12 protein-coding genes are annotated in these 12,746 nt (G+C 65.2%); 9 read left to right on the top strand and 3 right to left on the bottom strand.

All coding sequences use genetic code 11. The features are described from left to right. Positions 1–81: 81 nt before the first annotated feature. Entirely contained in the window at positions 82–1,341 is a 1,260-nt protein-coding gene (locus ABG82_RS24160; RefSeq protein ID WP_043076808.1) for an SLC13 family permease, read from the bottom strand. A gap of 110 nt (positions 1,342–1,451) precedes the next feature. Further along, entirely contained in the window at positions 1,452–3,032 is a 1,581-nt protein-coding gene (locus tag ABG82_RS24155; RefSeq protein WP_043076877.1) for a Na+/H+ antiporter, read from the bottom strand. A 59-nt stretch (positions 3,033–3,091) separates the two neighbouring features. On the opposite strand from ABG82_RS24155, the gene ABG82_RS27965 reads away from it, so the two are divergent. From ABG82_RS27965 to ABG82_RS24125, 7 genes are all read left to right on the top strand, one after another. After that, a complete protein-coding gene (locus ABG82_RS27965; protein WP_078343679.1) occupies positions 3,092–3,409 on the top strand; it encodes a UBP-type zinc finger domain-containing protein in 318 nt (105 codons plus the stop codon). A 63-nt stretch (positions 3,410–3,472) separates the two neighbouring features. After that, complete coding sequence (gene purT, locus ABG82_RS24150) at positions 3,473–4,921, top strand: formate-dependent phosphoribosylglycinamide formyltransferase (protein ID WP_043076807.1); 1,449 nt, start codon at positions 3,473–3,475, stop codon at positions 4,919–4,921. After that, entirely contained in the window at positions 4,918–5,376 is a 459-nt protein-coding gene (locus ABG82_RS24145) for an Rv0361 family membrane protein (protein ID WP_043076806.1), read from the top strand. Before purT ends, ABG82_RS24145 begins: the two co-directional genes overlap by 4 nt. Before the next feature lie 46 nt (positions 5,377–5,422). Then, on the top strand, positions 5,423–5,848 hold the full coding sequence (locus tag ABG82_RS24140) for a rhodanese-like domain-containing protein (RefSeq protein WP_043076805.1): 426 nt from the start codon (positions 5,423–5,425) through the stop codon (positions 5,846–5,848). Continuing rightward, a complete protein-coding gene (locus ABG82_RS24135) occupies positions 5,845–7,077 on the top strand; it encodes an O-succinylhomoserine sulfhydrylase (RefSeq protein WP_043076804.1) in 1,233 nt (410 codons plus the stop codon). Before ABG82_RS24140 ends, ABG82_RS24135 begins: the two co-directional genes overlap by 4 nt. 62 nt (positions 7,078–7,139) lie before the next feature. After that, positions 7,140–7,613: a hypothetical protein gene (locus tag ABG82_RS24130; protein ID WP_043076803.1), complete on the top strand. Its 474-nt coding sequence runs from the start codon at positions 7,140–7,142 to the stop codon at positions 7,611–7,613. 10 nt (positions 7,614–7,623) lie between these two features. Then, positions 7,624–10,617: an MMPL/RND family transporter gene (locus ABG82_RS24125; protein WP_043076802.1), complete on the top strand. Its 2,994-nt coding sequence runs from the start codon at positions 7,624–7,626 to the stop codon at positions 10,615–10,617. Here ABG82_RS24125 and ABG82_RS24120 read toward each other — a convergent pair whose 3' ends face one another. After that, positions 10,618–11,013, bottom strand: coding sequence for a PPOX class F420-dependent oxidoreductase (locus ABG82_RS24120; RefSeq protein ID WP_043076801.1), 396 nt, complete (start codon positions 11,011–11,013; stop codon positions 10,618–10,620). A 90-nt stretch (positions 11,014–11,103) separates the two neighbouring features. On the opposite strand from ABG82_RS24120, the gene ABG82_RS24115 reads away from it, so the two are divergent. Continuing rightward, positions 11,104–11,985, top strand: coding sequence for an amino acid ABC transporter permease (locus ABG82_RS24115; RefSeq protein WP_043076800.1), 882 nt, complete (start codon positions 11,104–11,106; stop codon positions 11,983–11,985). After that, positions 11,982–12,743, top strand: coding sequence for an amino acid ABC transporter ATP-binding protein (locus tag ABG82_RS24110; protein WP_043076799.1), 762 nt, complete (start codon positions 11,982–11,984; stop codon positions 12,741–12,743). Before ABG82_RS24115 ends, ABG82_RS24110 begins: the two co-directional genes overlap by 4 nt. The last annotated feature ends 3 nt before the right edge of the window (positions 12,744–12,746 follow it).

The following is a 12,746-nucleotide window of genomic DNA, read 5'->3' as shown; positions in this document are numbered from 1 at the left end:
CGCAGTGTGACGCGCACGGTGGTGTTGGCCGACGCCAACGCGCTGGTGGTGCAGCTGCTGCGCGGCCAGCCCTAGCCCGGGTCAGGCGAGCGCGATAGGAACGATCGACAGCAGCCCGGGCACCACCAGCGCCAGGCTGCCCGCGAGGGCCAGCAGCCTGCGGAACAGATTGTCCTGCTCCTCGACCGCGCTGTTGCCGATGATCAGAGTGCCCGCCACGTGAATCGGATTCATCACCATCAGTGCCGCGGGCACGCAGACCGCGCACACCACCCAGAACATCTGGGCCGGCTCAGTGAAGGTGGAGAACACGACAGGCATCATCAGTCCGAGCACCCCGAGCGTCGAGCTTTCGATATTGCACAGCAGGGCAGTCAGATACGCCAGCACCAGGATCAGAACAGGGCCCGTCCCGAGGCGATGCAAGACGCTCGCGATCGAATCGATGGTGCCGATCTTCTGCATCAGCCCGAGATAGGTGAGCAGACCGCACAGCAGCAGGATGCTGGGCCAGGGAATCCTGGCCAGCAGTGACCGCTCCTGCGGGCGGAAGGCGATCTGCAGCAGCGCGGCGAGGGCTATCGCGGTCACCCCGACATCGGTTTTGGCGACCACCACGAGTAGCACGAAGGTCAGCAGTGCCAGGCCCGCGCACCAGGCGTACCGAATTGAAGGACATTCAGCCGCATCGGTTTCCGTGACCGCGGCGGGTGCCGGGGTGAGGTCGAAGCCCCCGCCGCGGCGGCGCCGAAACGCGTCGAGCAGCTGCAGGCACAGCACCACCAGGGCCGCGACCACCATGGAGACGGCCCACAGCGCCCATCCCGGATAGCTGACGTGAAATTTGGTGGCGGCGGCGCGCACGACCGCACCCGTCGGGTTCAGTGGGGAGAGGCCGGCGCTGTTGGCCCCGATCACCACGCCCAGCTCGCACAGATAGAAGCTGCTGCGGTACCGCACCGTCACGTGTGCCACCAGCGGCACCAGGAATGCGATGACAGCCGTCGAGAACGCGCCCACCGTGGACAACAGGGCGCCGACAAGAAAGCCCGCCCAGGGCAGCAAGGCGTGACGATCGCCCACCGCCCCGTATACCAATTCGACGAACCAACTCAGGGTGCCGCTGCGCTCCAGATGCGCGAACAGCAGTGAGACGCCGACGATCAGCGCGAAGATATCGCCGGGGAACGTCGTGTACATAGCCTTCGCGTCCAGCCCCGAGAGCGCGAGAACCGGCAACGCGGCGCCGAGGGCCAGCACACCGATGTTCATCCTGCGCCAGATCGCGGCCACCAGCACCAGGACCAGCATGACGATCGAAAGGGCTTGGGCAGCAGACACTTAGGCGACCTTTCGGGAGACGTGCGGGCGCGACCCTGCGACCGATAGCGGGACTTGGCTGCGATCTGTCACGGTACCCGCAACCCTCGGCATGGGAAGCGCGGCGGAACCTAGCGGTCGGCCTGGTTCATGGTGGCCTCTTCCAGGTCGAGGCCGCGTAGAACGGTGCGCAGCACCTCATCGTCGATGTTGCCGGCATCGCGTTCGGCGATGAACACCGCGCGTTCGACTTCCAGCATCTCCAGTCGCAGGTTCCGGAACGCCGCCATCGGGCTTTCACCGGCGTCTTCGTCGTCGCGTCCGAGGCGCTCCCATGCCGCGTTGCGGCGCCGGGTGTTCCAGTGCCGCAGGATTTCCGCGGCGCGGCTGCGCACATTGGTGTCCTCGATGCCGTCGTTGTCGTCGAGGAGTTCTTCCAAGCGGTCGGCGGCCGCGCGGGCGGCCTTGTCTTGGGCCGCTGCCTCGGCCAGGGCATCCTTACGTTCGTCGTCACTTTGCACGCCGAGCACGCGGATCACCCATGGCAGCGTAAGCCCGTGCAGTAAAAGGGTTCCCACCACGACAACAAAGGTGAGGAAGACGATGTGTGGGTGTCCGGGCAGCGGTTCACCGGTGACGGTGGTGAGGGGAACCGCGAAGGCCATGGCCAGGGACACCACGCCGCGCATCCCGGCCCAGGCCACCACGAAGACTCCGCGCGCCGAGGGGCGCTGGCCGGGTGGGCGCATATAGGCGAACGCGAAGACGAAGACGATGCGGACCGCTATCACCGTGGTCAGCACGGCGACGGAGGACAGCACGATGGTGTTGAAGGACAAGCCCCGCAGTCCCTGGATGACCTTGGGGAGCTGCAGTCCGATGAGCAGGAACGCGAAGGACTCGAGTAGCAGCTGCACGGCCCTCCACACCGCGTCGTCCTGGAGCCGGGTGGCGTACCCGGCGTGCACCGAGCGGTGTCCCAGCATCAGGCCCGCGACCACGACGGCGATCACACCGGAGCCGTGAATCTCCTCAGCCAGCAGATAGGCGAAGAACGGCACCACCAGCCCGATGGCGCTTTCCGAGAGCGGATCGTCGAGCTTGCACCGGATGATGTTGACCAACTTGCCGATGACAAACCCGACGAAGACACCACCGACGGCTGCGAGGGCGAAGATCTTGAAGCCGTCCGCCACGGTGGCGCCGAGCCCGATCGCCGCGGCGATCGCGACCCGATACGCGGTGAGCGCGGTAGCGTCGTTGAGCAGGCTTTCCCCGCCCAGCAGGGTCATGATGTTGCGTGGCAGGCCCAGGCGGCGGCCGATGGCGGTGGCGGAAACCGCATCCGGTGGGGCCACGATGGCACCGAGGACCATGGCACCGGCCAACGGCAGCTCGGGGACGGCGTAGAACGCCACAAAGCCCACGGCGATGGTGGTCACCAGGGGAAGCAGCACGGCAAGGCTGCCGACTGCCCTGGTGTTCTTACGCAGGTTGACGTACGAGCTCTCCAGCGCCGTCGTGTAGAGCAGCGGCGGCAGGATCACGAACAAGACCAGGTCCGGATCCATTTCGATGGACGGCATACCCGGGATGGTCGCGGCCGCCAAACCCGCCACGACCAGCACCAACGGGGTGGACAGGCCGAATCGCCGGGAAATCGCGGCCAGCACCAACGCGGCCGTGAGTACAGCCAACAGTGAAACGTTCACATTCGTATTCTGTGCGGAGAACGGTTCGGACATCCAAGTGGGCACGCGAGAGGACAGATATGAGGCGGCTGTTTCGGCGTGGATCATCCGCGCCCACGTCGACACCGGACCAAGGTCTCTGTCCGGAGCTGGCGGCTGCTGCCGGGCAAGACCCGCAGCCCCGTACACCCGGTGAATGCGAGGACTGTGCCGCGCTGGGCGAGCAGGTGTGGGCGCATTTGCGGATGTGCCTGGAATGCGGTCGGGTCAGCTGTTGTGATTCCAGCCCTCACCAGCACGCCACCGCGCATTTTCATGCCAGCGGGCATCCGGTGATGCGTTCACACGAGCCGGGTGAGAATTGGCGCTGGTGTTACGTTCACAGCACTCTCGGTTGAGGATATGTGGCAATCTGGCACGCTAGGCACGGCCCAAAGGGGCTTGCAGACCGACCGGAAGGCGTGAACGGCATCGTGGTGACGCAGGAGGGTTCGCCTCCCAGCGAGCAGGGGACGGCGGCGTCGACAGACATCGTCGAGCCCGTGCGCGCCGAGGCGGCACCAGTGACTGAAGACGCCGTCCGCGCCACCAATGGGGCCAAATCCGGCGTGAAGGCCGCCAAGGCTGTCAAGAGCGTGGAGCCCGTCGTCAAGACCACCGAAGCACCGGATACCGCGGCGGATGCGTCCGTGACGGCCGCGCCGGAAGCTCCGGAGCCCGAGGATCTGCCTGTCGAGGAAGCGGAACCGTCGGCCGGTAGTCGCACCACCGTGATGTTGCTCGGCTCGGGTGAGCTGGCCAAGGAACTGGCCATCTCGTTCCAGCGGCTGGGCGCCGAGGTGATTGTGGTGGATACCGCAACGGGCGGGCCGGCCCACGGTGTGGCGGATCGTTCCGTGCTCGCGCCGATCGGCGAGTCCGAACGCCTCTATGAGCTCATCGAGAAGGAACGGCCCCGGTTTGTGGTGCCGCTGGTCGAGTTGGCGTCGCGTGAGGCTCTGGACAAGCTCGCCGAGGACAAGATCACTGCCGTGATCCCGACGGCCAAGGCGGTCAGGCTCGCCGCCGACCGCGAAGGGATGCGGCGGATGGCCGCCGAGGAGCTTGGCCTGCCCACGCCCACCTATTGGTTCGCGAACTCGGTCGAGGAGTTGCGCGCGGTGCTGGAGACGTCGGGTTTCCCGGCGGTGGTGCGCCCGGTGGCGGCGGCGTACGGCCAGGGGCAATCGGTGGTGCTGCGCGACGGTGACCTCACGCCGGCCTGGGAACAGGCCATCGCGGCCAACATCGGCGGCGGCCGCCGGGTCATGGTGGAAACCGCGGTGGAGATCGATTACGAGATCACGCTGCTCACGGTGCGCACCGCCGGAGTAGGTGGCGCAACCAGGCTGTACTTCTGCGAGCCCATCGCGCACCGGCAGAGCGGCACCGACGCGATGCAGATGTGGCAGCCGCAGCCGCTGAGTCAGGCGGCGCTGGAGCTGGCGCGATCGATCGCCGCGCGCGCGGTCAATGCTCTTGGCGGACACGGTGTCTACGGTGTCGAACTGTTCGTCCGGGGCGACGAGGTGTACTTCTGCGATGTGAGCGCCCGGCCGTACGACTCGGGGCTGGTGACCGTGCGGTCACAGCGGCTATCGGAATACGACATGCACGCGCGCGCCGTCCTGGGCGCGCCGATCGACACCATCCTGGTGTCCCCGGCGGCGGCCGAGGTGGTCTACGGCGACGGGCACGGTCCGGCGCCAAGGCAACTCGATGAGGCGTTGCAGACCCCCGAGAGCGACCTGCGGGTGTTCGGGCATGCGGAAGCGCACCGCCGCCGCCGTGTCGCGGTGGCACTGGCGACCGCCCCCAACACCGCGCTGGCACTGAATCGTGCGCAGCAGGTCGCCAGGCATCTGCGGTGACTGGACGGGATGAGCCGGCGGGCGCGGATGACTCTGAGGATCGCGGCAGTATCGGCCCGTTCATAGCCGGTGCGGCGATCTTTGGAATCGTGGTGATCGGTATCGCGGTATCGACCTTCCTCCGGTCGGGTGACGGCCTCACCCCGGAAGGTCGCGTGGGCAGGGCTGTTGTCGCGCAGAACGACGCGTTGCAGCGCCGCGCCTACGCCGACTATCTGAAGGCGACGTGCCGCGCCGTCGTCGTACCGGAGCAGAATGTGATTGCCGCGCAGGACAAATCCGAGGCAGCGCATGGGAATCGCTTCATCGACGACGTCAAAGACATCAAGATCAGCGCAGACACCGCCACCGGGTCGGTGACCTATCACTACACAAAATCCGAGAACAACAAGCTCACCGCGGCCGTTTCCTTCGTCAATGAAGACGGCTCGTGGAGAGTGTGCAGTCAGTACTGACGGTCTTCGCGCAAGCGGCTCATCACAACCAATAGACTGGCTCTTCGTGGGCTACGCAGGAGATATCACCCCTGAGGCAGCGTGGGCGCTGCTCAAGGAAAACCCGGAAGCCGTGCTGGTCGATGTGCGCACGTCGGCGGAGTGGAAGTGGGTCGGCGTTCCCGATCTCACCGAGCTCGGGCGCGATGTCGTGTACATCGAGTGGGTGCGCTCCAACGGTGAACGCAACGGCGAGTTCCTCGCGGAGCTGGCGGCTGCGGGCGTGACCGGGCCGTCCCAAGGGGACGATCGCCCGGTGATATTCCTGTGCCGGTCCGGTAACCGGTCGATCGGCTCGGCCGAACTGGCCACCGAGGCGGGAATCGCGCCGTCTTACAACGTGCTTGACGGTTTTGAGGGCAATCTGGACGAGAACGGGCATCGGGGCAGCGTCGGTTGGCGCGCCATCGGCCTGCCGTGGCGGCAGTCATGAATCAGACTCCTGACGGCATCCCATCGGTGCGGATTCCGAAGGCACTTCCCGACGGCGTGAGCCAGGCGACCATTGGCGTGCGCGGGGGGTTGCTGCGCTCGGAGTTCGAAGAGACCGCCGAGGCGATGTACCTGACCTCCGGGTATGTCTACGAGAGCGCGGCCGCGGCCGAGCGAGCGTTCACCGGCGAGGTCGACCGGTACGTGTACTCGCGCTACGGCAACCCCACGATCTCCATGTTCGAGGAGCGGCTGCGGCTGATCGAGGGTGCCGAGGCCGCGTTCGCGACGGCAACCGGCATGTCGGCGGTCTTCACGGCGCTGGGCGCGCTGTTGGCCGCCGGTGACCGGCTGGTGGCCGCGCGCAGCCTGTTCGGGTCGTGTTTTGTGGTCTGCAACGAGATCTTGCCCCGCTGGGGTGTGGAGACCGTGTTCGTCGACGGCGAAGATCTCTCCCAGTGGGAAGAGGCGCTGTCGGTTCCCACGCAGGCAGTTTTCTTTGAAACCCCCTCCAACCCAATGCAATCGCTCGTCGATATCGAGGCGGTATGCAAGCTGGCCCATGCCGCGGGTGCAAAGGTGGTGTTGGACAACGTCTTCGCGACCCCGCTGCTGCAACAGGGCATCCCGTTGGGTGCCGACGTGGTGGTCTACTCGGGCACCAAGCACATCGATGGCCAGGGGCGGGTTCTCGGCGGCGCCATCCTGGGCGAGAGTGAGTACATCGAGGGGCCGGTCAAGACGCTGATGCGGCACACCGGACCGGCGCTCAGCCCGTTCAACGCCTGGACGCTGGTGAAAGGCCTTGAAACACTGGATCTTCGGGTGCGTCACGCAAACGAATCTGCCCACAAGATCGCTCAGTTCCTGGAGCAGCACCCGTCGGTGCGTTGGGTGCGTTATCCGTTCCTGGCGTCGCATCCGCAGTACGAGCTGGCCAAGCGGCAGATGCGTGGCGGCGGCACCGTGGTCACCTTCGAGCTCGAGGCCGACGGCGTGGCGGGCAAACAGCGCGCCTTCCAGGTCCTCGACGGGACGTCGCTCATCGACATCTCGAACAACCTGGGTGACTCCAAGTCGCTGATCACGCACCCGGCCACCACCACCCACCGGGCCATGGGCCCCGAGGGCCGCGCGGCGATCGGGCTGTCCGACGGAGTGGTCCGCTTGTCGGTCGGGCTGGAGTCCACCGATGACCTCATCGCGGACCTGGAACGGGCACTCGGCTAACTCGGGCTAGCTTTAGTTAGCAGGGGCTAGCACTCCGGGAAGTTCCTTTGTAGTATCCCGTCATGACGCAACGAAGCGTTCATGTCGCGGTGCTGGTGTTTGCCGCCGTGATGATGTCGCAGGCCCTGAGTGCTTGCTCGATGTCGGATTTCGTGGGCGGCGCCGTGGAGCGCACCACCTATCCGCCGATCACGCCCATCCCGCCGCCCCCGCCCGGCGCCAGCACGCTGCCGGCGGACTTTCCTCACGACATCCCTGTCGTCAAAGGCACCTACCGCCAAGACGGTCAGGGCGATTCTCGGACGCTGGCCGTCAGCGGTGTCGACGCGACGGCGGTACCCGCCGCCGGCAAGCTTTTGACCGATGCCGGATTTGAGCATCAAACCGTGCTGGGCCAGGACGCCTATCTCAACAACAAGTACACCGTGCTGGTCGTCGGCGACGACCTCGGCGGAACCTTCACGCTGCGCTACACCGTCATGCCGATGACCGGGGTACCTGCCATGCCGAGCGTCACCTTCCCGCCGTTGATCTGAGGAGCCGACAATGTCGCACCAATACAGTCCGGCGTTCGAGCGGGCGGGGCGCTTCGTGGCCAAGCGCGCAAAGCTGGTGATACTTGCCTGGATTGCCGTCGGGATCCTGGTCAACACCGCCTGGCCTCAGCTGGAGCGGGTGGCCAACGAGCATTCGGTGAGCCCGCTGCCGACGGGCGAGGTGAGCCCCGCGCTGGCGTCGATGAAGGAGATGGGGAAGGCCTTCGGCCGTCCCGGAATCGACAACGCCGTCATCGTTGTGATGCACAGCGACAAGGGATTCGACGCCGACGCGCAGGCGCGGTACACGGCGCTGATCGAGCGGTTGCGGGGCAACCGGGAGTACGTCACCTTTGTCCAGGATCAGCTGGGCGATCCCCGGATGCGCAACAACCCGGTGGCCCGCAGACAGGTTCTCAGTGCGGACGGCACCACGTGGTACACGTTGGCGGGTCTGGCCGGTGATCTCGGTACTCCGTTGGCGCAGAGGGCATATCGTTCTGTCGACGACTTGGTGCAGCAGACCTTTGCCGGTTCGGCCACCACGGCGAATATCACGGGGGCGGCGGGAACCGTCACCGACATGGGCAACGCCGCGCTGGGTGATCTGCCGAAAATCGGCGCGGTGACCGTGGTGGTCATCGGCCTGATCCTGCTGTTGGTGTTCCGTTCGTGGTTCACCGCGATGTTGCCGCTGTTGGTGATGGGGATGAGCCTGCTCATCGCGCGCGGCGTCATCGCCGGGCTGGCCGATCGTGGGCTGGTCCCGGTGTCGTCGGTGTCGGCGGGATTGATGATGGCCGTGCTGATGGGGGCCAGCGTCAACTACACGGTGTTCCTGGTCAGCCGATATCACGAACGGATCCGGGCGGGGGAGACGCCGCCGGATGCCTTGGCCCATGCCTGCGGTTCGATGACCAGGGTCATTCTGGCGACTGCGGCCACGGTGGCGATCGCGAACGTCGCTCAGCTGACCGCCAGGCTCGCCTTCCTGGCGGCGGCCGGGCCGGCGGTGTCGATGGGTGTCATCGTGGCGTTCTTCGTGGTCACCACCATGCTGCCCGCGACGCTGAGCCTGGCTGCCAAGCACGGGCTGGGCCTGCCGGGATCTGATCGGGCCGGCGCCTACTGGCACCGGATGGGCGTCACCATCGTGCGGCATCCGTGGCCGGTGTTCGGGATCGCGGCAGTGATTTTGTTGGCAGCCGCATCCTTTGTGCCGTTCATGCGGCCCAGTTTCGATATGTCGAGGGTGCTGCCGGAATCGGCGCAATCGAACCAGGGGATGCGCATGCTCAACGCCCATTTCCCGACGAATTCAACTATGCCGCAGTATCTTTTGATACAGGCCAACAGCGACTTGCGTACCCCGCGGGCATTGGCAGATCTGGACCAGTTGGCCGAGCGCGTTTCTCAGCTCGAGGGTGTGGGCAAGGTTGTCGGCATCACCCGGCCGGACGGGAACAAGCTCACCCAGGCGACGCTGGCATGGCAGATCGGTTACATGGGAACACAGATCGACAAGACCAGTGGTCAGGTCAATACCGACTTGCGGCCCCAGCTTGATCGGATGTCCAAGCTGGCCGATGTCATGTCAGCCATGACCAACGAGCTGGGCGACGGGGATCTGTCCCGGCTGCAGCAGATGATGCCGCAGATGTTGTCGATGGCCAAAGAGGTTGAGAGTCAGCTCGATCGATATCAGTCGTTGATATCGCAGATGGGCACAGTGGCCGGGATGGTGGATCAGCTGGCGAGGATGGGCCCCTCCGTCGAGGCGACGTTCTCCGCGCTCGATGCAGGGGCATCATTGAGCCAGACGCTGACCGAATCCCCTTTCTGTCCGGTGCAACCCGATTGTGTGAAGCTCCGCGATCAGCTTGTCGAGCTGCGCGACAAGGGACCGCTGTCTTCGGCGGAAAGCCTGCGCGAGTCGGTGCGAGCGGTCACCGGGGGTAAGACGGTCACTGCGCTGCTGGGCGATATGAACAATCAGTTCAAGCAGATTCGAGGATTGCTGGCGAAGCTGCCCGAGATGCAGCGAAAGTTTGAACGCATATCGGGCTACTTTCAGCAGCTGCGCGGGCTGGGGGTGGACATGGATTCCGTCAAGACCATGGGCACGCGAATTCGTGACTTGAACACTCAGCTCGAGGACACCGTACGGTCGATGGGTGAGGCGGCCGTCACCCTGCAGGGAATCAGTAAGAATTCCAGTTCTACTGCGGCATCAGGGTTTTCGGTACCAGGCGCAATGCTGCAGAACCCGGGATTCAAAGACCTGAGCGCGGCATTCTTGCAGGACGACGGGCGTACTGCCATGTACCTTATCCAGTCTCCGCTGAATCCCTATGGGCCCGAGGCCATGCGTCTGAGCCGCGATATGCAGCGGGTCGGCAATGAGGCCACCCCCAACACCGCGCTGGCCGGTGCCACGGTGTCGGTGGGCGGATTCCCCGCCATCAACGCGGACCTGAAGAAGGCATACGACAGCGATCTGCGCGAGATCATCGGGGTCACGTTGTTCATCATCTTCGTGGTGATGTGCCTGCTGCTGCGATCCGTCGTCGCGCCGCTGTACTTGCTGGGCACGGTGGTGCTCACCTATGTCGCGTCGCTGGGCGTCGGCGTGCTGGTGTTCCAGGTTCTCCTTGGGCAGCAGCTGGATTGGGCTGTGCCGGCGATGACCTTTGTGCTTGTGGTCGCGGTCGGTGCCGACTACAACATGCTGTTCATCTCACGCCTGCGGGAGGAGAGTGCCCGCAGCATGCGGGTCGGCATCATCCGTACCGTCCGCCAGACCGGCTCCGTGATCACCTCGGCGGGCCTGGTGTTCGCCGCCAGCCTGCTGGGAATGATGGTCGGCTCGGTCAACCAGATGGTGCAGATGGGATTCATCATCGGCGTGGGCATCTTGCTGGATACCTTCGTCGTACGAACCCTCATGGTGCCCACGCTGGCGCAGGCCTTCGGAAAGCTCAGCTGGTGGCCGTCGAAGGCCTGACTAGCCGTGGCTCACGAACTTGGTGGGCCGCAGGTAGAGGATGACCCGGTCGGCCTCGTCGCCGGTGCTCTTGCCGGCCCACGGTGCCTGGTACAGGTGGGCGAGCGCCTGGATGAACGATCCGGTGGGATCATCGTCGATCTGGTCGATGGTGCCCCGTACTTCCAGGTACCGGTAGGGGTTGGTGGGGTCCAGGATCGAGAACGCGACGCGCGGCTCGGCCTGAATGTTGCGAAACTTGGCCCGCTTGTTGGTGTGGGTGAACCGCACCCGCTCGCCATCCCATTCGAACCACATGGGGCTTGACTGCGCGGAGCCGTCGCCGGCGACCGTGGCGAGGTGGCCGTAGAGCCGTTGTTCCAGGAGATCTTCAAAGCCTGCGGGGATTTCTGGCATGACCTATTGGAACATGACGGATCGCCACCGTTCGATTCGCCGGGAGCCAAAGACTGTTGTCGACTGGTCGGTGTTTCTAGGTTCGATCGCATGACATCGGCACCTGCTGCGCCTGCGCGCGTCCGGGTGGCTGACGAATCTGCCGAGCCGCCATTGCGGGTGCGGCGGCGCCCACGCCCCGGGAACTGGATCCTGTCGGCGGTCGCGCTGGTATTTGTCGCCATGTTCGTGCACGGTTTGGTGCGTAACCCGGGCTGGGATTGGCCGACGTTCGCGCGCTACTTCACCGCCAAGTCGGTGCTGGCAGCGCTCTGGCTCACCCTGCGATTGACGTTTTACGGCACGGTGCTGGGCTTTGTTCTCGGGGTGGCGCTGGCGGCTGCGCGCTTGTCCAAAAACCCGGTTTTGCAGTCCATTTCGTGGACGTATGTATGGATTTTCCGCTCCATACCGCTGATCGTGCAGCTGTTGTTCTGGTTCAACATCGCCTACCTGTACGACACCATTAGCTTCGGTGTCCCCTTCGGCCCGGCGCTGATCACCATCGACACCAACGAACTGCTCAGCGGCCTGACCGCCGCGGTGATCGGGTTGACCCTGCATCAGGGCGCCTACTTCGCGGAGATCATCCGGGGCGGAATATTGTCCGTGGACGAGGGGCAGTTGGAAGCCGCTGCGGCCCTGGGTATTCCCCGCCGCCGCCAGTTCTTCAGGATCGTGCTGCCACAGGCCATGCGATCGGTCATGCCCAACGCCGCCAACGAGGTCATCAGCCTGGTGAAGGGTACGTCCATCGTGTCCACCGTGGCCATCGCCGATCTGTTCTATCAGGTCCAGGTCATCTTCGGGCGTAACGGACGGGTGGTGCCGCTGCTCATGGTGGCCACCGTCTGGTACATCGTCATCACCTCGGTGTTGACGGTGGTGCAGTACTACATCGAACGGTATTACGCCCGTGGTGCGCATCGATGAGCACCATCGAGGTGCGGGGTGTGCATAAGTCCTACGGTCAGGTCGCGGCCCTCCGCGATGTGAATCTGACTGTGCGGCAAGGAGAAGTGACGGTCATCATCGGGCCCTCCGGTTCGGGCAAGTCGACGCTGCTGCGCACCCTGAACCATCTGGAGAAGGTGGACGCCGGGACCGTACGCATCGACGGTGAGCTGATCGGGTACCGCCAGCGCGGCTCGGTGCTCTACGAGTTGCCGGAACGCGCGATCTTGCGACAGCGCTCGCAGGTCGGCTTCGTGTTCCAGAACTTCAATCTGTTCCCGCATCTGACGGTGCTGGAGAACATCATCGAAGCGCCGTTGGCAGCGCGGCGGGCATCGCGCGCCGATCTGGAGGCCGAGGCAACGCGGCTACTGGAGCGTGTGGGAGTCGCCGATAAGGCTGCCGAGTATCCGCGCCGGCTCTCCGGCGGCCAGCAGCAGCGCGTGGCCATCGCTCGCGCGTTGGCCTTGCGCCCCAAGGTGATCCTGTTCGACGAGCCCACCTCGGCTCTGGACCCCGAACTGGTCAACGAGGTGCTCGACGTCATTCGGCAGCTCGCGCGGGACGGCGCCACCCTGGTGATCGTCACACATGAGATCGGGCTTGCCCGGGAGATCGCCGACACCGTCGTGTTCATGGATCGCGGTGCCATCGTCGAGCAGGGGCCGCCTAAGGAGGTACTGGACAACCCGTCGCATGCGCGTACCGCCAGCTTCCTGTCCAAGGTGTTGTCGTGAAGC

It is taken from the genome of Mycobacteroides immunogenum (genome assembly GCF_001605725.1).
GTDB lineage: Bacteria > Actinomycetota > Actinomycetes > Mycobacteriales > Mycobacteriaceae > Mycobacterium > Mycobacterium immunogenum.
The sequence above is the reverse complement of the archived record's forward strand: the minus strand, read 5'-3'. Positions and strand labels throughout refer to the sequence as shown.

Coding starts and splice junctions, on each gene's coding strand:
- ABG82_RS24115 (WP_043076800.1), top strand. CDS start 11,104: ATGACATCGGCACCTGCTGCGCCTGCGCGCGTCCGGGTGGCTGACGAA.
- ABG82_RS24120 (WP_043076801.1), bottom strand. CDS start 11,013: ATGCCAGAAATCCCCGCAGGCTTTGAAGATCTCCTGGAACAACGGCTC.
- ABG82_RS24125 (WP_043076802.1), top strand. CDS start 7,624: ATGTCGCACCAATACAGTCCGGCGTTCGAGCGGGCGGGGCGCTTCGTG.
- ABG82_RS27965 (WP_078343679.1), top strand. CDS start 3,092: ATGAGGCGGCTGTTTCGGCGTGGATCATCCGCGCCCACGTCGACACCG.
- ABG82_RS24135 (WP_043076804.1), top strand. CDS start 5,845: ATGAATCAGACTCCTGACGGCATCCCATCGGTGCGGATTCCGAAGGCA.
- ABG82_RS24130 (WP_043076803.1), top strand. CDS start 7,140: ATGACGCAACGAAGCGTTCATGTCGCGGTGCTGGTGTTTGCCGCCGTG.
- ABG82_RS24110 (WP_043076799.1), top strand. CDS start 11,982: ATGAGCACCATCGAGGTGCGGGGTGTGCATAAGTCCTACGGTCAGGTC.